10 protein-coding genes and 2 pseudogenes are annotated in these 19508 nt (G+C 62.7%); 7 read left to right on the top strand and 5 right to left on the bottom strand.

Translation table 11 applies throughout. The features are described from left to right. The first annotated feature begins 8 nt into the window (after nucleotides 1-8). The 5 genes from AC1DS0_RS12170 to AC1DS0_RS12150 all read left to right on the top strand — a co-directional run bounded on the left by AC1DS0_RS12170 (nucleotide 9) and on the right by AC1DS0_RS12150 (nucleotide 10732). On the top strand, nucleotides 9-1691 hold the full coding sequence (locus AC1DS0_RS12170; protein WP_476814607.1) for an AAA family ATPase: 1683 nt from the start codon (nucleotides 9-11) through the stop codon (nucleotides 1689-1691). Beyond that, on the top strand, nucleotides 1688-2332 hold the full coding sequence (locus AC1DS0_RS12165; protein ID WP_476814606.1) for a 4Fe-4S single cluster domain-containing protein: 645 nt from the start codon (nucleotides 1688-1690) through the stop codon (nucleotides 2330-2332). The genes AC1DS0_RS12170 and AC1DS0_RS12165 overlap by 4 nt, the downstream gene beginning before the upstream one ends. 206 nt (nucleotides 2333-2538) lie before the next feature. Continuing rightward, nucleotides 2539-8583: a protein kinase domain-containing protein gene (locus tag AC1DS0_RS12160; protein ID WP_476814825.1), complete on the top strand. Its 6045-nt coding sequence runs from the start codon at nucleotides 2539-2541 to the stop codon at nucleotides 8581-8583. After that, nucleotides 8580-9908 carry a hypothetical protein gene (locus tag AC1DS0_RS12155; protein WP_476814605.1) on the top strand — a complete coding sequence of 443 codons (1329 nt, stop codon included), beginning with the start codon at nucleotides 8580-8582 and terminating at the stop codon, nucleotides 9906-9908. Before AC1DS0_RS12160 ends, AC1DS0_RS12155 begins: the two co-directional genes overlap by 4 nt. A 272-nt stretch (nucleotides 9909-10180) precedes the next feature. Further along, nucleotides 10181-10732: a hypothetical protein gene (locus AC1DS0_RS12150; RefSeq protein ID WP_476814604.1), complete on the top strand. Its 552-nt coding sequence runs from the start codon at nucleotides 10181-10183 to the stop codon at nucleotides 10730-10732. Between the two features lie 328 nt (nucleotides 10733-11060). On the opposite strand, the gene AC1DS0_RS12145 is transcribed toward AC1DS0_RS12150, so the two are convergent. Genes AC1DS0_RS12145 through AC1DS0_RS12135 form a run of 3 tightly spaced genes read right to left on the bottom strand, consistent with a single transcriptional unit; the run spans nucleotide 11061 to nucleotide 14705 of the window. Continuing rightward, nucleotides 11061-13040, bottom strand: coding sequence for a DUF3732 domain-containing protein (locus AC1DS0_RS12145; RefSeq protein ID WP_476814603.1), 1980 nt, complete (start codon nucleotides 13038-13040; stop codon nucleotides 11061-11063). After that, nucleotides 13040-13531, bottom strand: coding sequence for a three component ABC system middle component (locus AC1DS0_RS12140; RefSeq protein WP_476814602.1), 492 nt, complete (start codon nucleotides 13529-13531; stop codon nucleotides 13040-13042). Before AC1DS0_RS12140 ends, AC1DS0_RS12145 begins: the two co-directional genes overlap by 1 nt. A 1-nt stretch (nucleotide 13532) precedes the next feature. Next, entirely contained in the window at nucleotides 13533-14705 is a 1173-nt protein-coding gene (locus AC1DS0_RS12135) for an ABC-three component system protein (RefSeq protein WP_476814601.1), read from the bottom strand. Nucleotides 14706-15180: 475 nt separating this feature from the next. Between AC1DS0_RS12135 and AC1DS0_RS12130 the strand changes: the two genes are divergently transcribed. Both AC1DS0_RS12130 and tnpA read left to right on the top strand, forming a co-directional pair. Next, the gene (locus AC1DS0_RS12130; RefSeq protein ID WP_476814600.1) at nucleotides 15181-17724 is read left to right on the top strand and encodes a DEAD/DEAH box helicase family protein; all 2544 of its coding nucleotides are present in this window, start codon (nucleotides 15181-15183) and stop codon (nucleotides 17722-17724) included. A 196-nt stretch (nucleotides 17725-17920) separates the two neighbouring features. Further along, nucleotides 17921-18202: pseudogene (gene tnpA / locus AC1DS0_RS12125) on the top strand (IS66-like element accessory protein TnpA); the annotation flags it as partial. Nucleotides 18203-18261: 59 nt separating this feature from the next. On the opposite strand, the pseudogene AC1DS0_RS12120 reads toward tnpA, so the two are convergent. Continuing rightward, nucleotides 18262-18935: pseudogene (locus tag AC1DS0_RS12120) on the bottom strand (transposase); the annotation flags it as partial. A 46-nt stretch (nucleotides 18936-18981) separates the two neighbouring features. Beyond that, nucleotides 18982-19164, bottom strand: a complete 183-nt coding sequence (locus AC1DS0_RS12115) for a hypothetical protein (protein ID WP_476814599.1) — start codon at nucleotides 19162-19164, stop codon at nucleotides 18982-18984. Between the last annotated feature and the right edge of the window lie 344 nt (nucleotides 19165-19508).

Here is a 19508-nt window from a genome sequence, read left to right as displayed (position 1 = left end):
CCCAGCCGATGGGCGCCGTGCTCTCCGCGACGCTCACCGAGTCCGGGTATGCCAGCGTCGTCGGCTTTGACCCGATAAACGGCTTCTCTGTCCTCCAAACCTCCGAATCCGACGGCCCGGACGCGGTGCTCTCGAGGCTGGGGCTCACGCCGGTCGATGGCCGTGCTCCCGGAGGCCTCGACCTCCTCGGAATGACATTGGAGAGGCTCGTCGGACAACCAGGCGAGCCAATTGCGCTGGTCGCCGATTTCGCCGCGCGCTTGACGATTCGCCCAGACGCCCTCTCGGCGGCCGAGCATCACCTTTTTACGCGAGCCCTTATCCTCAGCCACACCGCCAGCGCACGTCCCTGGGGGCCGAGCCGCGTTCCTCGATTCAACACGGTGATCTGGCTCGCAGACAGGGAAGGAGACCTTCCCGATTGGCTGATTGTCGGGAATCCTAGGCTCCGACATATTCCCGTTGCCGCCCCTGACAGCGCAGCGAGAAGGGCCGTGGCCCCGTCTCTTGTCCGAGGTCTGCCTGGTGCGCGAGAGGCCTCGCCAGAGGACACTCGCAAGGCCGAGGACGACATGGTTGGGTCGACGGAGGGAATGCTTCTCAGCGATCTCAGCGCCGTCGTGCAGTTGGCTCGTGCCGAGGGGGTCGCCGTCGGTGACGTCTCGGAGGCCGTCCGCCGTTACAAGGTTGGCGTGACCGAGGACGCTTGGCGGAAGATCGAGACCGGCCGCATCCGTGGCGGCGCAGAGACCCTCGCTCGCCGGGTCATGGGCCAGGACCATGCGGTCGTCCACATGCTGGATATCGTCAAACGCGCTGCCATCGGCATCGGGGGCCGACGAGGCTCCGGGCGACCCCGGGGAATCGCTTTCCTCGCCGGCCCGACGGGTGTTGGAAAGACCGAACTCGCCAAGTCGGTGACGGAGCTGCTCTTCGGCGACGAGACCGCCTACATCAGGTTCGACATGTCCGAGTTCAGCGCGGAGCATGCGGACCAGCGCCTCATTGGCGCTCCGCCCGGATATGTCGGCTACGACGCCGGCGGCGAGCTTACCAACGCGATCCGGGAGAAGCCCTTCAGCGTCGTGCTCTTCGACGAGATCGAGAAAGCACACCCCCGCATCCTCGATAAGTTCCTCCAGATCCTTGACGACGGCGTCCTCACATCTGGGCGGGGCGACCGGGTCTATTTTTCGGAGGCCCTCATCGTTTTCACCTCGAATCTGGGTATCTACTCGACGGCGGCGGATGGGAGCCGTGTCGCCAACGTGCTGCCAGAGCAGCCGTATGAAGAGGTCCGATCCCGCGTGCGCGTCGAGATCGCGAACCACTTCAAGCTCGTCCTGAACAGGCCGGAGATTCTGAACCGCTTCGGCGAGAACGTGATCGTATTCGACTTCATCAGGCCGGAGGTGGCTGAGCGCATCTTCGCGTCCATGGTCGACGGCGTGCTCCGGGACGCCACGGCGGCCGGGCATTCGGTGACCCTCGGGAACGAGGCGCGTGAGACCCTGCGTCGCCTCTGCACGGCCGACCTCTCGAATGGCGGGCGCGGTATCCGCAATATGATCGAGGCGCACTTGATCAACCCTCTTGCCCGCGCCCTGTTTGACCGCGACGCCAAAGGACCGGTGCAGATCGTGGCGATCAGGACCGGCCCCGTGACCGAGCTGGAGGTCATGGACGCGTGAAGGTCGCAGTGTCGCGCTTGCATTTTCCGGTCACGGCGCTAGGGCCTGGACAGCGCGTCGGTCTGTGGTTGCAGGGTTGCTCGCTCCGCTGCCCCGGCTGCATCTCCGTGGACACCTGGGACGCAAGCCTAGGTGGCACCACGGTCGCCGAACTGCTGGGCGCCATGGGGCCCCTCGTCCCGGACGCATCCGGCCTGACCGTCTCCGGCGGCGAACCGTTCGAGCAACCAGCGGCACTGGCGGAGGTGCTGCGCTTCTGGCGCCGGCGCTCGGCGACGTCGATCCTGGTCTTCACCGGTTACGAGATCGAAGACGTCGCGCCCTGGCTCGGCCGGAACCCCGGCCTCATCGACGGTCTCATGACGGGTCCGTACCGGTCAGGGCTCAGCCAGACGATCGCAATGCGTGGCAGCGACAACCAACGGCTGCACAAGCTCACCCCCCTTGGGCAGGAATTCGGGGCGTTCGACCGGCCGCTGACGCCCGCTGACCGGACGTTGGATGTGATGTTCGACGAGGACGGGTCAGCCTGGTTTGCCGGGATTCCCGCCCGCGGGGACTTCGCACGCCTCAGGCGCGCGCTGTCGGCCGCCGGCCATGACGTTCAGATGTCGGACTCGATCCGGAACTTGGCACCATGATGCGCTTCTGCCCCAACTGTGAGACCGAGCGACCGGTTGCCGAACTCCTGTGCGAGGGAGAGACCAACGGGCATCCCTGCGGCTGGGACCTATCCGGGCTGACCATCCGGCCAGAGGGCTGGCGGCCGGAAGCGGCAAAGCCTCCAGCTCAAGCCGCGCCCGCCCAGTCCTGCCCGAACGGGCACCCTGTCGATCCAGGGGACTTGATGTGCCCCGAATGTGGCGCCGACCTCGATGTTGGGGTTGATGCTCCCTCCGCCTCCGAGCTTTCCGGTTCGGATGAAAGCAGCCAAACGGGAGAGGTCGCCGGGCTTCCATCCGCGCCGGATGGATGGCGCATCGTGCGGCGGCTGCCGCCTGCCGGACATGTCCGTGAGAGCTTCGTCGTCGAACGCGCCAGCGACTGCAGGAGCGGAATCCTCTCGATCTACGCCTCCGAGAGCGACCCTGACCCGGAGATCTACCTCGCGCTGAGGACCGTCTCAACCGGTCACGTGCCCGAGGTTCTCGAGACCGGCCGCGTCGGCGAGCGGTCATATGAAATCACCGAGTTCATCAGTGGCGGGACGCTGGCCGATGTCGGCGTTGCCGCAGGTGACATCGCCCACCTCCGGCAGGTCCTGTCGGAGGTCGGGACGGCGCTCGCGGCCCTTGGGGAGTGCGGCCTGCGCCACCGGGACCTACGGCCGGACGCCATTCTGGTCCGTTCGCGACAGCCGCTCGACCTCGTCATCGCCGACTTCGGCTCAGCTCGGCTCTCGGACTACGACCTCGATGTCGTCTCGCCGCTTGAGACGACCCGCTACACCGCCCCGGAAGCGCTCGCGGGAGGTGTTGCGGCAGCGAGCGACTGGTGGAGCCTCGGCATCATCCTGCTCGAGCTGATGACGGGCGGCGACTGCTTCGGCGGGGCCGATGACCAGACCTTCCTCATCAGCGTGATAACGAACGGAGCTCCGATTCCCGAAGGGCTCCCGCCTGACGTGGAAGCGCTGTTGCGGGGCCTGCTCTCCCTCGATCGCAGGGCGCGCTGGTCCTGGCCGGAGGCACAGCGGTGGATCGCCGGGGACATCCCGGACGCCCCCTCGGCGCGGCGTGAAACCGAAACCGCTGAAGGCCGGCGCTCGATCACTCTGGGCGGAAGCCGCCACTCGTCGCCCCAGGCATTCGCCCTCGCCGCCGCCGAAGCGCAGCGCTGGGACGAGGCAAAGGACCTTCTGGAGCGCGGGGACCTGTCGACGTGGTTGGAGGAGGCCGGCCATGACCCCGTGCTTCGCCGCGCCGTCAGGGCGGCCGCTACCTTGGAAGAGGCGTCACCCGACCTGCGCCTGTCCCTGGCGCTCAAGGCGATGAACCCGCTGATGCCGCTCGTCGTCCGGGGGGAGATCGTCACGCCCGGATGGCTTCTGGAGCATCCCGAAGAGGGATATGCGCTCGTCACCGGGCCGATCCCCGAGCGGCTTGAGCGCGAGGGAAGCGAGGGATGGCTTCGACGGCTTCAGCGGAGGGAGGCCCGTGTCCGCGAGCGGGCGCGCCAGCTCGACGTCGAGATCGACGAGGCCGAGTTGCGCGTCGCCGCCCTCTCGACCTCCAGAAGCAGGCTCGCGGCGGTCTGGGATGAGAAGCGCCGGATCCTCCCGGATACGGACCATGCTGGGCTGGCAGCTCTGACAGAGCGTCGCGTCACCGAGGAGGAGGACCTGATCCTGCTCCTCAGCGCCGCCGTCGGCCAATTCAGGTCTGCCGACGCGATCGTCGACGAGGCCGCCACGACCGCGGGACGCGCCGGCGTCACCACTTTCGACAGGGACGCCGCTCTCGCGCTAATCGCCCGTCCACGGCGAGACATCCACTCCGAGATCGAGCGCCGGCTCGAGGGCTTCTCGCGATGCGGGCTCGATCGTGTTGACGAGTGGGCCGACCAGTTCCGCCTGGAGCGCCGTCTGCCGCTGGCCAGGGCGCTGTCGCTCTTGGCGGTGCCGGAGGACGCGTGGCGCCAGCCTCCTCGCCAGATCTATGTCGCGACGCTCCTCGACTTCTTCGCCAAGCGCATCACCGGGGCCATCATGCGGGGGCCGCTGACGCGCATGGTGATCGGCAAGGCGTCCGCGAGGATCGACCTGCCCGAGATCAACGGGGAGAGGCGCTCCGCTGCGAGCATCCTCGACCACATCCTGCTCCGCAACGACCAGGCCATCGACATCGACCCGGCTGTGTTCGCGGCGAACCCTCAGGTGGAGCGCCGGATCCGCACCTTGCACTCTCACGCAACCCTCTACCGGCGCGACACGGGCATAGACGGCCTCTACATGGGCTTCCCCTTCCTGGTCATGCAGGAGGCTAGGGCGACGACCCGGCCGCGGATCGCGCCAATCATGCTGTGGCCGATCAAGGTCAATCCCGAGGTCGGCGCCCGCGGGCGCATCTCGGTGTCCTTCGACCGCGACCGCGAGGAAGTGCGGCTGAATCCCGCCCTTGAGGCGCTGCTTGGAGCCGAGGAGGCGCGGCGGTGGCAGGAGGTCTGCGACGACGTCCTCCGCCGGGCGACGGTCACCGCCTCGGAGGCAGTCGAGGCATTCTCGGGCTTCGTCACCGTGGGCAGCGATTCGCTCCGACCACTTCCCGGGTCGGATTTCCGTCTAAAGCCTGGGGAGGACCGGGTCGAGGCATGCGCGGCGCTGTTCCACCTAGGCTTCATGGGCCAGGCCGTCATGGAGGACCTCCGCCAGCTCAAATCCAGGCCGCCTGAAGGCACGAGCCTCGAAACGGCGCTGAGGATGAGCGAGACCGCGCCTGCCGAGGAAGGCCCGTCGGAGCGGGTGCCAGAGCGATCCCGGTTCTTCACCTCGGAAAGCGACCCGTCGCAGGAGGCGGCCGTAATTGAGGCCCGCGCCGGCAAGGGCCTGCTGGTCGAGGGACCGCCGGGAACGGGCAAGAGCCAGACCATCGTCAACATGGTCGCAGACGCGATCGGCACCGGCAGGACGCTCCTGGTCGTCTGCCAAAAGCAGGCCGCGATCGAGGTCGTGCACAAGCGCCTCGAGGCGGCCGGCCTCGGCGGGCGCGTCGTGATGGTCAACGACGTCAACAAGGACCGGGAGCCGACCCTGCGGGCGGTGCGCGATCAGCTTGAGGAGATCTTCCAGCGGCCGCGCGGCCCCGCCGGATGGCAGCAGCAGCGCGAGCAGGCCGCAGCCCGCGTGGAGGCGCTGGAGCGTAACCTGGACGAGCACCACGGGGCTCTGCACGCACTCGACGAGCCGACGGGGCTATCCTACCGCTTGATTCTCGGCGACCTCATAGACCTCGCGAGCGAGGGGGCGGCGCCGTCCCTGCCGGCGCTCCGCCAACACCTCGCGGCGCTGGACGTGGGCGGCTTGACGATGCTGCAGGAGGAGCTTGCGCCGACCGCACGGCTCTGGTTGGCCGCTCGTTTCGAGGGCAGCCCATTGGCGAACACGCGCCCGTTCGCCGCGGACTCCGGAACGGTCGAGGTCTTCTCCGCCGCATTGCGCGGCTTCGCCGAGGCCGAGGTTGAGCGGGCCGCCGTTATCGAGAGGACGCCGGGCGCCCTCGCGATCAGCGAACCGGAACCCTACCGGAACTTCGCGGCGAGCCATGGGGCCGCTCTGCGCCAGCTTGACGAGATTCAGCGGTCACTCCTCGCACGTTGGATCGACCTCCTGGCGGGCGTTGGCGAACGCGGGCCCGGAAAGACGTCTGTCCAGGTCGAATTGACCTCCCTTCAGCAGGCACTTGCCGAACTGCCTCCCGACGACACCTCCGACGACGCCGTAAACCTCGCCCGTTCGCTCAATGACGCCGACCTCCGAATGTGGCAGGCCATCTCCGACCGCCTCCTCGCGCCCCCGACCTTCCTTCAAAGGCTATCCCCTGGCCGTTGGATGGCCGCGTCCCGGCGCCGCTCCCTCTTGAAGTCCGCAGGTCTATCTGACCCGCGCGCCTTCGGCAGTGCCCTCCATCGGGAGACCAGTCTTCGGCCGCTGCGCGCCCGCATCATGGTCGCCCAACAGCAGATCGGCGAACCAGACAGCCGTCTGCCCTTGCGCCGGGTCCCCGAGCTCGCCGAAGCCGTCACCAGCGCCATCGCGCGCCTGTCGGCCAGCGAGGCGGTCGTGGCCAGGTTGGAGGACTACCCCTCCCGCGAAGCGGCCTTCGCGGTCGCCCGCAAGGCAGATCCCGCTGCGGTGGACGAGCTCCTCCTCGCGATCGGCCGAGGCCTCATGAGGCACGCATCGAGGGAAAGGAGCCGCGAGGCGCTCGCTGCGCTCGGCCCCTGGATGACCGACGACTGGCTGGATGCCTCGGCCTCCGCCATTACGGCAGACCAACCGAATGCCGGTAGGATCGACCCCGTCGTCGGCGTCATCGCCCGGACGTCGTCCTATCAGCGGTTCCGGGCCCGAGCATCCCAACTCGGATCGCTGACGATGGCGACGTTCTCGAGGCTGTCGACGATCAGGGAGACCCTTGAAAGCCTCCCTGCGGATCAGCTGGAGGCCGTCGTCCGAAGAATCATCGGGACGGAGGGCAGGCTCGCCTGGAAGGGACGCCTTGAGCAGGCCCACCCGGCACTCCTTCTCGATGCCGGTGAGCTCGAGGGCAAGGCGCAGCTCCTCGCGACGGCCGACCGTGAACTGAGGGCCTTCAACAAGCGCCTCCTAGTCGAAGGCATCGACGTCTCGAAGCTACGCCCGCTTCGCGATTGGGAGGATATAACGCGGCTCCGGGGAGCCCGCGCGCGTCGCATGCGGGAGTTCGTGGAGCGCGGGGCCGACCTGGGGCTGATGGCGCTGCGCCCAGTCTGGCTCGTGAACCCTGACGTCGCAAGCCGCCTCCTGCCGCTCCGCAAGGCGTTCTTCGACACGATCATCTTCGACGAGGCGTCGCAGATGCCGATCGAGTACGCGCTGTCGGCCCTGTTCAGGGCCCGGACGATGATCGTCAGCGGCGACGAGAAGCAGATGCCCCCTACGGCCTTCTTCTCGAGTCGCGTCGAGAATGACGAGGCTGGGATCTTCGAGGGTGCAACGGCCGAGGAGGATCTCGACGACGAAGAGCGGGAGGCCGCGCAGGAGACCTGGAACCGGCGCGAGATCAAGGACTGCCCCGACCTGCTGCAGTTGGGCAAGATCGTACTCCCGAGCCGCACGCTGGAAATCCACTATAGGTCGGCCTTCCGCGAGCTCATCCAGTTCAGCAACGCGTCCTTCTACGCCGGCCGCTTGAACGTGCCGGCACGCCATCCGGCGGAGGAGATCCGCCGCATTCGGCCTATCGAACTTATCCGCGTCGACGGTGTCTATGGTGACCAGACCAACCCCGCAGAGGCAGAGCGCGTCGTCGACGTCGTCCGCGACATTTGGCTCAGCGCCGCGGGAGCGCCGCCGACCGTCGGGATCGTGAGCTTCAATCGGAAGCAGGCCGACCTGATCGAGGAGGCCCTTGAGGCGCGAGCCGAGGCCGACCCAGCCTTCCGGACGGCGCTGTCGCGGGAGCGGGACCGGGTCGACGGCGGCGAGGATATGGGCTTCTTCGTCAAAAACGTCGAGAACGTGCAGGGCGACGAGCGCGACGTCATCGTCTTCTCATCGACCTTCGGAAAGAACGCGCAAGGGACCTTCCGACGGTCATTCGGCGTGCTCGGTCAGGTCGGCGGGCAGCGGCGGCTCAACGTTGCCGTCACCCGGGCGCGCAAGAAGGTCATCCTCGTGACCTCGATGCCCATAGGGTCGATCTCGGACTTCCTTTCGACGAGGCGGCAAGCCTCAAGCGCGCGGGACTTTCTTCAGGCGTACTTCGAGTATGCCGCCCTGGTGTCGAGCGGCGACCTCGACAGCGCGCAGTCGCTCCTCTCGCGCCTCAGCCCAGAGCGATCCCGGCAAGCGGCCTACGGCGGTGGACGGGACGGCCTCGAGGCGGCCGTCACGGAGGAGCTTAGGGCATTGGGCTGGGAGCCAACGAACGTCAGGGAGGACGGCGCCTTCGGGATCGACCTCGCTGTCGAGGATCCACGTACGGGTCTGTTCGGCATCGGCATCGAATGCGATGCGCCGCGCCACCCGCTCCTTGAGCGTGCCCGGGCCCGTGAGGTCTGGCGCCCGCAGGTCCTGCGGCGGTCGGTGCCGGTCTTGCACCGGGTTTCGTCCCACCGCTGGTTCCACGAGCCCGACATCGAGCGGGCACGGCTTCGGGAGGCCGTCACGCATGCCTTGGGAGAGCGGAATTGAGTGGCCCCAAAGTCGTTAGGATCGTCACGCGGGAGGAGAATGAGGCGATCTGCAAGGGCATGCTGGCGCGGATCGACGCCGCGCTCGCGGAGTGGGCAGAGGCAGGACGCCGAAACGATTGCCTTGACGCGGCGACAGTTGAAGCTGCCCGGCGGCGCCGTGACGCCCTGGCTGCGCTCGCCGCCAATGGGAAGTTCGCGGAGATGCAGGCGCAGGCTCCTGCGGAGGAAGCGTTCCTGCGGTCGGACATGCGCTTCCGGCTTGAAAAGGCGGCCGCCGCCAAAGCTGCGGCACGCACTCACGCCCGTCGACGTGGCGAGGCGGCCGCCACGCTCTTGAGGTCCGCTGCCGCCGTCGGTGTCGTCCTGTCGGATAGGGTCATGCGCGGCCTCGAGCAAGGCGACGAGGCCGCCTTCGCGGAGGGGTTCCGAGCTCTTGCCGAAAGCAGGCCGGCCTCCGAGGCCAAGAGCCCGTTGGCGGAGCAACTCCGCCACTCCGACAAAGCCTTGTCATTCGGCGACTGGCTTGCCGCACAGCGGGCAACGCCCGCAGACCAAGATGTCGATCGGATCGAGGTCCGCCTCGAGGAACTGCGAGCCCTTGGCTGGACTGGGGCTAGCGAGCCCCTGCTGAAGAGACTGGACGAAGCCAGGGAGGCCCAGTCACCCCGCCGCGGGCTCCTCCTCGATGGGTTGGAGGTCGAGACAGGTCGCGTGCTCGCCGAAGCACGAAGGGCCGCCGACCTCATGTCTGCCCTCCGCGCTCTGCTCGCGGAGTTGGCGCAGGCAGGGCTTCCGGCAGCCTCCTTTGCGGTCTCCGAGGGGGCGGTGGCCGCAGAAGAGATCCAGGAACGTCTTGTTGCGGCGGAGGCAGTGCTGGCGAAACACCGAGCCGACGAAGCCGCAGCGGCGCGGCGGGCGGCGGTGATGAAGGGCCTTGCTGGCCTTGGGTATGAAGTCCGTGAGGGGATGAAGACGACATTTGCGGCGAGCGGGAGGCTCGTCGTCGCCGATGCTGCCCGCCCGGGGTATGGTGTAGAGGTTAGCGGGGCCGCCGACGGACGGCAATTCCAGATGCGGCCCGTCGCGTTCAGCGCGCCAGGCGAGCCCGCCGATACCTCTCGTGACAGGGACGCGGAGACGATCTGGTGCGGCCAGGTGACGGCCCTTTCGAAGTCTCTGGCCGACGGGGGCGATGGGCTGGAGATTGTACGGTCACTCCCCATTGGTGCGACCCCATTGAAACGGGTTGTCGCACCCGATCAGGCTATCGCCGACGAGGCAGAGACTAGGGGAGGGAGAGAGCGCTCACTGCCGAGGATTTAACTTATGGAGAGATGCGTCCGCTTCTCGGCAGAGCGCCAGTTCGCTCTCGGCCCAAGCCGGTGTAGTGTCTGGTAGAGGTCGCGCGGCGCCAGGTGCTGACGTCGGATGGTCGCCAGGAAGCAGACACTTGTTGGCGCGGCATAGAACATCCAAAGCGGGAAAGTATATTGGAACAGCCATCTCAGGCCGGTCACATACTCCGCGGGGAAGCCCTGCCAGCCATCGACATTGCGGCTCGCGATCCTTGGTCAACAATAGATGCCATCGCATGTTTGGCCGAAGCCGATACGTCGCTCATAGTCGAGCGGTACGATGCGCCGTTCGGCTACAAAGACTGGTGCATCGTGAACTTCCGGTCGATACGCCCGAGTCCGCATGAAGAGGGTGGCGGACAATTGATAGCTCGACCCGACCGGCCGGGACGGGCCGTGGTGGAAATGCGTGCCAAGCGCTGGAGCCCCAATCCGCCAACGCGCGAGGTTTATGTTGCGGCCGCGCGCGAGCTCTTCGGGCCTTTGTTGCGGGCATACAATCGGGCGCATGCCTGCACTTCTCGTCTGCGTATCGCTCGGTCTCGCAAGCTCGGTAGCCGTGTGTCACCGAAGACCCGGGCACTGATTGATCGGTTCGCCATCCTCGCTAATAGGACCTCATTGCATCCGCGCGACTGGGATCGCTTTTATCGGATCGTGAAGGAAAGCCGCCGGGAAGCTCCGATGGAAGATGTTCGCGCCATGCTCATCGAGCATGGGTTCACCAGTAAGCGAGGCGACGAACTCGCGGAACTCTACGAGCGGCTATGGGCCTACAAGAATACGTCTTAAGATCGGGCTTCCCGTCGAGCCTGATTGGAGCGGATCATTGCGCCACAACCAGACATTGGGCTATCGCCGCGACGCCAACGCTCCGGATCAGTTCGGCAGTGTCAGATGGCGATCCATCTCGGCTCCCTACTTGCGAAGACCATGGTCCACGCGACTGGCCATCCCGAATATGTGACGATGCCCGTGTTAACGTGTTCGATTACATCGAGCGGCTCTACAAATGCCGTTCGCAGGCATTCGGCCATCGGCTGCATCAGCCCGGTCGAGTTCGAAAAAAGGTGGGGTTAGGCTAACGCCCTGTCCACGAAACCGGCAGCAAGGCATAGCTTTAGTCTCCACGCAACCAACTGGGTGGGATCAGCGCGTCGTCGCTGCGCCAATTGCCTACCTCCTCGATGTTCTCGATGTCGCCCCAGGTGTTGCGATCAGCGTGGTCAAGAATAATTACCTGAAGCCCGCCGAGTGCCTTCTGGACGTGAGCGATTGCCTTAAAAATCTGTCTGGTGCGCTGCAGATCCGAGCTGCGGAGGGATAAATCCTGATCCCCGTCCTTCTCAACTAACTGTTTATAGGTATCGCTAGGGAAATAGACCTGGCTTGGCTGGTCGATAACCAAGAAGCTCGGCACCGGGCTCTGCGAGCCTCGTCGCAGGAAAAGGGCGTGCAAGGAGAAGATCGCAGCAAGGTGGTATGCCATCCAGTTTTCGCCGCTCCCGATCTCCCAAAGGAAATCGGGTTTCTCGCCTTCTGAACGTTGGAACTTGATATTGAGTTCGCGCTGATCAAGGCTTGGCGTGCCATCGGCACCATCGATTTCGAGTAACTCTATGAAGCGCGATATGCCCTTAGAGATGCTCGAGTGAATTTGGATTTCGCGCTCTCGCTGCCGATTTTGGTCAAGCGCGCGATCGAGCTCCGTAATGCGATCGTGCAGGTCTTCTACCTGCTGCCTCAGGCCACCTTCGCTTTCAACTTCTCCGACCATTCTGAGCGCTTGCTCGGTGCTGCCGAGGAAACGATACACATTCTCAAGACTTTGCGACCGACCGTGCTCGGCGTCGACTGTTGCCTCCGCCGCGATACGAGTGCGGCGCAAGGTCAATAATGACTGCTCATCCTTTATGAGTTGCGCCTCAACATCCAAAATTTCCCGGTCCACGACCGGGGGAGTTGCCATCGTGCCTGCAATCAAATCTTCTAGCTCGGAGATCGGTCCTTCCAATTCCTCGAGCGCGCGACGTGCCGCACCGGAGTCAGATCCACATAGGATGCATTCATGCGCGACTATAGCTTCTTTGAACCAGCCGACGCCACGAATGCGCTGCTTCTGATCGGCGAGAATGTCGCCATAGTCAGCGACGGAACTCCGGAGGCTGCGCAGGCGCCGTAAGCGTCTCTTGCCATCGGAAATGCTCCGGTCCGACGCACGCTCCCTTTCTCGGAATTCCCGCAAGCGGTCGACCGCTACTGAAACACGTCCTGATGTGGCGATCGTCTCCCCTCCGTTTGCAACAACCTTCTTGAGAATGTCGATGACTTCGTCGAGGGACTCAGGCAGTGGTCCGCTCGGGAGCAGGCTGAGCTCCTGTGCGTGGTAGAACGCAACAGTTGCATTTCCCCGCCAACGTTCGAGGGCTTCCCGCCGAAGATTCAGGTCCGCCTCGACCCGCCTGAGCTCGTCTCGCAAAAGTCGACGCGTGTGCAGTTTAACGAGGTCCTCGTTCGTGAGAATCCCCAATGCCAGCGGCATGACGTTTCGAAGCTTTTCTCGGTGCTGAGAAGTGTCGGCTTTGAAAAACAGCGTATACGGGTTGGCCACAACGTGCTGCGGGAGGAAGTTGAAGGCCGCCATATCCCTGAAGCTCGCGCGTCCGCCAAAGCCACGTCCACTGGCATCGGCATCAAGATTTGACAGTTGCGACAGATCGTCGAACAACTGCTTGATGCGTTCAGTGCGAGCGTTGGGGCGAGGTCTCCGTGGAAGCGATTGCGAGACTTCCTCGCCTTGCGATAGCCAATATTGGTCTGATACTTGCCGGATCTGGGGCTTCTCTCGGGCAAGCCGCATCAGGCCTACGTCGGTGTCCAGAGTGAGGCCGTACCACGATACCTTGTCCCTGATTACACCTACTGGAATTGCGCTGCTCCCGGCACCGAGCACATAGTCGATGATCGAAATCATTGAGGACTTGCCAGTCGAACTCCACCCCGAGATCACGCTAAGTTTCTCTGGGTCGAAAGGAATGGTTCGTGGCTCGATATTCGGGTCTTCAGGCCAGATAATAACCTCTTTGATGTGCAATTTCACTAGAAGCGCACTCCCATACGGCTTCGAACGGTTGCTAGATCGTCTTGGGCGAACCAGGCGCCTAAACGCCTGGCAGCTGAGATGCCTGGACCTGTAGCGGCCTCGGCGTCACGAAGAGGCTTCGGCAGGTTCATCCCCAAAGCAAGAAAGGTGGGAAACCCGTGCCCGTTCTCCTTACGAATGATTCCAGAAGCTACCCCTAACTGCAGTGCCTGAAGGCATGAAGGTAGTGATGCCTCAAGTCTAGTTTGGCCGCCGGCAACAAGTTCCGGGACATCGGAAAGAGCTTTCAGCAATCCGCTGTCGAATTTCATTGCGCGGATTTTTTCCACGCTCGCGGCATGAAAAAGCATGCTCGTGCCAATTACCATATGCGTGAGGTTGGGCGATCGACCACTGCCATTATCGGCGAAGGATCGTGCCAAGTTCCACAATAAGCACGCTAGGTAGGCAGGGTTCCGTAGAATGATCTCTTCAAAATCATCGCGCATTTTAGTCTCCCCGGAATTCCGGGTCCCACCAGACCAGGTTGTCGTCAGCTAGTCTGTGGTAATGACCTGAAGTCATGTAGAGTTCGTCGCAAGGATAACCGGAAAGTGCCTCTCGATGGTGGTACGTGGTTTCCGCAAATACATGTTTTCCGCGCTGAATGCGGCTCTTGTCTGAATGATTGAGGTGAACCTGCCGGGTAACATTCTGCCAGCGCTGTTTGAGGCGGTTCCCCCGATCGACCCATTCTTGAGGGGGAATTTCGCCTTCATTGGCCAGGCGATGCCGCTCTGCGTTGAACTGAACGAAGTGCTCGATTGCTTGTAGCACCTCATCGTCTTCAACTTCGATGCGGCCTAGATGATCAACGAATTGCCGGCCCCTGGCATGTACGACCTCCGCGTCCCCGACTGAGACCTCAGACGAGGGCCTGGGCAAGAATCTGCGGCGAACCATTCTCCTCTCGATTGCGTCGATCTGGCGAAGGCACGCTTCCTTTGTGATTATCCCTAGATCGCCAGTATCCCAGGCGGTTTTGAGCGTTTCGACCACCCAACCCAGGAGTTCGGTCAGAACGGCATCGCGCTCGACATCCGGGCTGATTCCCAGGCGTGTGGCAAGTTCTTGCCGCATACCATTGTAGTCGAAGCCTTCTACTATCTCGATCCTGGACGCGAGATTTTGCAAGTTATCGCTTGGCAGGGTCATCACATCGTCGATGATTGCCTGAATCTTGGACGGCTCCTTGCGCTTCCGCCGTTTACGCTCGGCCTGCGCAGCATCATGCATCGCGGTTACGATCGCCGCTGCACGATCGGGTAAGCTAACAGCTACACGCAGCGCGTCCGCGATCCTGCCGGTGGCTTGGGTGTTCGTTACGAGTAGATAGTGGGAACAAAAGGTACCTGAAGCTCGGAAATCCGTCGTCCAGATCTGAAGCGTCCGCCATAGGTCAAAGCTGCGATCAGCAAACATCCCTCTGTCGCCATCGAGCGTGTTCTTATCTTGCTCACGCGTAGTGGCTTTGCCATTTTTATGTCGCGAAACGTCATCTACCAGTTCCACCGCCACGGCCTCTCCGTGACCGCAATGGCTCAAATGGAAGAGGGCGCGTTCTAATTGCAGGAAAACGCCTTGGATCATCGGTTCTGCAGAATGAGCGGATTGCTTCGCCACGATGACCGATTCCCCCGTTCCGAAAACGTGTGTCGATTATCTGTACTTTCGGAGAAATTTGTAGCGTGCTGCCTACTGGTCCACAAATATTGGCGGTCTTGCGCTAGCTCCACGTAAGGCAATGTTGTTGCCAGCTGCCATTAGGCCCGGCCAGCTTTCCCGGGCGCTATCGATAGCGCGTTCGCCTGCTGATGCACCTCAAATCCTTACTCGGTCCCTTCGGTTTCGGCCGGAGGGGCTTTGCATTCCAGTCAAGCGAGGACTGCAGCCGAGGCGAGAAACAAGCCGGGGAGTAAACAACCGCTGATATTGATCAGAAGCTCGATCGACCTGACAAATCGGCGGGGGTCTTCACTCTGGGTTCAATCGAGGCGCAGCAGCGACCTGCCTAACGAAGCGAGGAAAGTTGCTTTTCGCCTCGACTGGAAACCGAGGTTCTGCAACAAAAGGTTGAGTGATTTGACTGGGGGGATTGATGACGCTCAACTTCAACAACCTGTCGCGACCGAAAAGCGGGACAGCTTCCACAGATCCATTCGAGATTTTCTCGAAGACCCCTAATCTTCCGAACGTTCCGAACGACCTTTGGAAAGGTCAAGCTGAGGCTCTAAGCCGTTGGCATGCGAATCGAACCTCTGAGGAGAATGTGATCCTGCTCAACACCGGAGCGGGGAAGTCGATTGTTGGCGTTCTGATGGCCCAGAGCCTGGTCAACGAGGGCATCGGACCGATCATCTTTTGTTGCAGCACCATCGACCTGGTCGAGCAGACAGCCCGCGAGTGTGAGCGGCTAGGAATCCAGTACACCAAAAGGGCAGCAGGCAAGTTCTCGAATGACCTGTTCGAGACCGGCAAGGCCTTTTGCATCACGACATACCAAGCCCTTTTCGCCTCAATCAGCACGTTCAAGGGCGAGAAAGCTCCGGCAGCCGTCATTTTCGATGACGCGCACGTCGGTGAACGAACCATCCGCGACGTCTTCACTCTCTCGATCGAGAAGGAGAAATTCCCTACGCTCTTCAGCGAACTGATCGAGATTGTGCGCCCTGAGTTTACAGCGCTCGGGAAGGGGCAACACCTCAGTTACGTGCTGGAACAGATCGGTCAGCAGGTCGTGACGATGTGTCCGCCGTCGACGGCATTTCGACATCGGGAAGCGATCACCGAGGCGATCAAGCGCGTGAAGGATTGGCGCAATACGGAACTGATGTTTCCGGCGCTCCGTCTCTGGGAAAACATCGGGTCCTGCGCAATCTTCGTTTCGCCGACTGCAATCGAGTTGACGCCGCCGTTCATTCCCACGGGCGTCTATGACTTCCTCGGCAAGGGCGTGCGTCGAATCTACCTATCGGCCACGATGGAATATGAGACGGATTTCGTCCGCGGCTTCGGTCGGCGCATGAAATCACCGATCGTTCCGGATAACGATGCGGGCAACGGCGAACGCCTGATCCTTCTCAGCAGCCGCTTCGCCGAGAAAACCGACAAGAAGGACGTTGCCACCGAGGTTCTAAAGAACCATAAGCTCGTTATCTCGGTCCCGTCCTATCCCAAAGCCGCTCAATGGAAGTCGCACGGGACTCCGCCTCGGCGCGACAGTTTCACGGACGAGCTGCAGGAATTCCGAAAAGCGAAATCCGGAACCTTTGTCTTGGTTTCGCGAATCGACGGTATTGATCTTCCTCAGGACACGTGTCGGGTGATGTTGATTGATGGAGCCCCGGCAGGCTCTAGCTTGATGGATCAGTATCTCTTCCATCAGGTCGCGCTTGTGAACCTCTACTCGACCAAGATGGCGGGACGGATCACCCAGCTCCTTGGACGCATCAATCGCGGGCGAAGCGACTACAGCACGTTCATAATCTGCGGGTCCGATATCAACACGTGGCTCAAGACCGACCGGAACATTGCCCTTTTGCCACCTCTTATCCGCAAGCAGGTCATCCTGAGCCAGACCGTGCAGGAAGGGATGACGAACCCGGGCGCGGCGGACGTGGCCAAAGTGATTTCGCAAGTCCTATCGCGAGATGCCGGGTGGCTTTCGTTCTATCGGGACACCGTCGATGGGCTCGAAGTGTCGAATGATGCTCTTCAGAAGGTGAAAGATCGCGAGCAACAGCTGGCAGCTTCCGCCGAGGCTGAGTGCAAGTTCATGACGCGATGGTGGCAGGGCGATCTCGATGGTGCTCGGAAAGCTCTACTGGATGTCCTTGACGACACAGCACTCGCGGACGCCAAACTGGCCGGTTGGTATTCTGTGTGGCTCGGTGCGGCCTTCGAGGCTGAGGGCGATGCCGTTACCAGCATCGCTCACTTCAAAAAGGCCAGATCTAGGCTCTCGATGTGGCTGAACGTGCCCAACAAGTCCGTCTCCGATATGAAGGCCGATGCTGAGGGTGCAAAAACGACGCTGCAAAGGAAATTGCTCGCCGTCAATCATGATGGCCCCCAAGCGCTGGGCGATCTGATCGCCAAACTCAGGATCCACGCCAGGACGCTGGGGGATCAAACCGCTTCGTCAGGCGCCAAAGAGGAAGCAGTCCGTGCCTATGGCGAGCTTCTGGGCTTCTCGGCGTCTCGTCCAGACAACGAGGTTGGCTTTGGTCCGGATGTCGTTTGGAAGGACGAGGAAGATTCTACGCTGATAGCTTTCGAGCTTAAGACCGAGAAGAAAGATCCTGCCGAGTACAACAAGGCAGAGGTCGGGCAGGCCCACAATCACATTCAATGGGCCTCGGACAACGAAACCAAATCGACGTGCCAAGGGCTCCTTCTCGTCGGCCCGAAAGGCATTTGTAAAGCCGAAGCTAGCCCCTCCGAATCCATCTTCCTTGTCGAGACAAGCCTTCTGGTCGATCGCATGATGGCCTTTGCCGCCAAGATTGACGACACTCGCGGTCGGACGGTTATGGAGCGATGGACCCTGCTGAGCGAGCTTGGCACGCTGGGCGAATGGCAGTTGCCCGGCTGGTTCTCAGTGTTAGCCCGAGTTCCGTTGAAGTCACTTCGCGCGAACTGACATCTGGCGAAAATGATCGGTAAAGCGTGGGGCGGCGTGATGCCGTCCTCCAGCGCCTGCCGCCGCCGCTTACCGTGCAGTCCGTATGCATGGTCTGGCGGTAAGCGCCCGGTGATGGCCGCCTTCCGCGGAGGTGTTCGGATCGGTTAGCGGTTGGGCCCTGGACGCTGAAGATAGTGTCCAGGAGCGGGGCTTAATGGACACGATCGCGACGGATGGAGTGGGTGGCGAAGATTCTGGGATAGCGCCCGCGCCCCGGCGCCGGTCATACACCCTCGAAGAGAAGCAGCGGCTGGTGGCGGAGAGCTATCTGCCAGGGGCGTCGGCGTCACTGGTGGCGCGGCGGCACGACATCAATGCGAACCTGTTGTTCACGTGGCGCCGGCAGATGCGCTCGCCGGCGTCGGCGGCTTCGCCGCTGGAATTGGTTCCGGTCGAGATCCTCAGCAGCGTGCCTGCTGCTGCGCCCACTGCGGCGGGTGGAGTGGAACATCGCGGTGTCATCGAGGTGTCGCTGGTTGGTGGCGTACGGGTGGCGAGCACCCTGAAGCGACGACCGTCCGAGATCGTGTCGGACAGAAAATCGAGGCTCCAGCGCGCATTGGCCCGATCAGGCACGAGCATGGGCCTGCGCGTGCCCAGTGCCCGTTTGCGGCCGCCACGCCGGCGCACCTGCAGCTTCTCTTCGCGATAGAGCCGTCGCAGCTTCTTCTGGTTCATCACGATGCCCTGGCGGTCCAGCATGATGTGGATCCTGCGATAGCCGAACCGCCGGCGCTCCGCCGCCGCGACCTTCATCGCCTCGCGCAACAGGGCATCGTCCGGCCGGGTGCTTGTGTAGCGCACCGTCGAGCGGTCGATCGTCAAGGCCAGGCACGCCCGACGCTGGCTCACCGCATGCACCGTGCAGGCATGAGCCACCGCCTTCCGCTTCGCATCGGGCGTCACCATTTTTTTGCGGCGACATCCTTCAGGATCGCGTTGTCGAGCATCTGTTCGGCCAGCAGCTTCTTGAGGCGGGCGTTCTCATCCTCGAGGGTCTTCAGCCGACGCGCATCCGACACGTCCATCCCGCCATACTTCGCCTTGAACTTGTAGAAGGTCGCCGAGGAGATGCCGTGCTTGCGGCAGACATCCACTGTGGCAGCTCCAGCCTCCTGCTCCTTCAGCATCCCGATGATCTGCTCTTCCGTGAATCGTGAGGGGCGCATCGTCCGTCTCCGTGAGTGACGGACTCTACTCAAATCTGGAGGAAGATCAGGGTCTCAGGTCAATGGCGACCAGCGTGTCACCGGTGAGAGGTAACTCGTATGCATCCAGGTAGGCCCGTTCTGCTAGGTAGACGAGCTTGGCCACCTTGAGCACATCGATGGAGCCTCCTTCGCGCAGAGCGAAGTATGCTGTTACCTGTGCTGCCTTTTCGACGTTAAATGTGTTCATTCGACACCTTTGTCGATCAGCTCGACTCACGCCGAGCGATCTCATGAGTTGAAATAGCGTGTGTACGCAACGGTTGCTAGGCCTCGGCGCCGCAATCAGGCTGCCGGAGCGGGAGAGCGCGTTTACGACGTCGCTCCCAAGCGCTGAAATTTCTCGGGGATTATCCCTCAAGGGCTACAATTCAAAGACCTAAATCTAAAACTCAAACTTAGCGTCACTTGTTCGTAAATTTGAACCATCATGCAAGCTGGCTGCGCTGGCACCTCATGGGCCTGTGACTCGGCACACCCAACTTCATCTTCGTTCGATTCAAACAAAAAGGACGCCCGGCATTGCCGGGCGTC

The organism is Allobosea sp. P4_H5 (assembly GCF_056400825.1).
Note: the sequence above shows the minus strand (reverse complement) of the source record. Positions and strands in the feature narration are given on the sequence as shown.

Excerpts from the sequence above, each read along its gene's own strand:
- AC1DS0_RS12130 (WP_476814600.1), top strand. The coding sequence starts at position 15,181 with ATGACGCTCAACTTCAACAACCTGTCGCGACCGAAAAGCGGGACAGCT.
- AC1DS0_RS12115 (WP_476814599.1), bottom strand. The coding sequence starts at position 19,164 with ATGAACACATTTAACGTCGAAAAGGCAGCACAGGTAACAGCATACTTC.
- AC1DS0_RS12140 (WP_476814602.1), bottom strand. The coding sequence starts at position 13,531 with ATGCGCGATGATTTTGAAGAGATCATTCTACGGAACCCTGCCTACCTA.
- AC1DS0_RS12160 (WP_476814825.1), top strand. The coding sequence starts at position 2,539 with ATGTGCCCCGAATGTGGCGCCGACCTCGATGTTGGGGTTGATGCTCCC.
- AC1DS0_RS12170 (WP_476814607.1), top strand. The coding sequence starts at position 9 with ATGGGCGCCGTGCTCTCCGCGACGCTCACCGAGTCCGGGTATGCCAGC.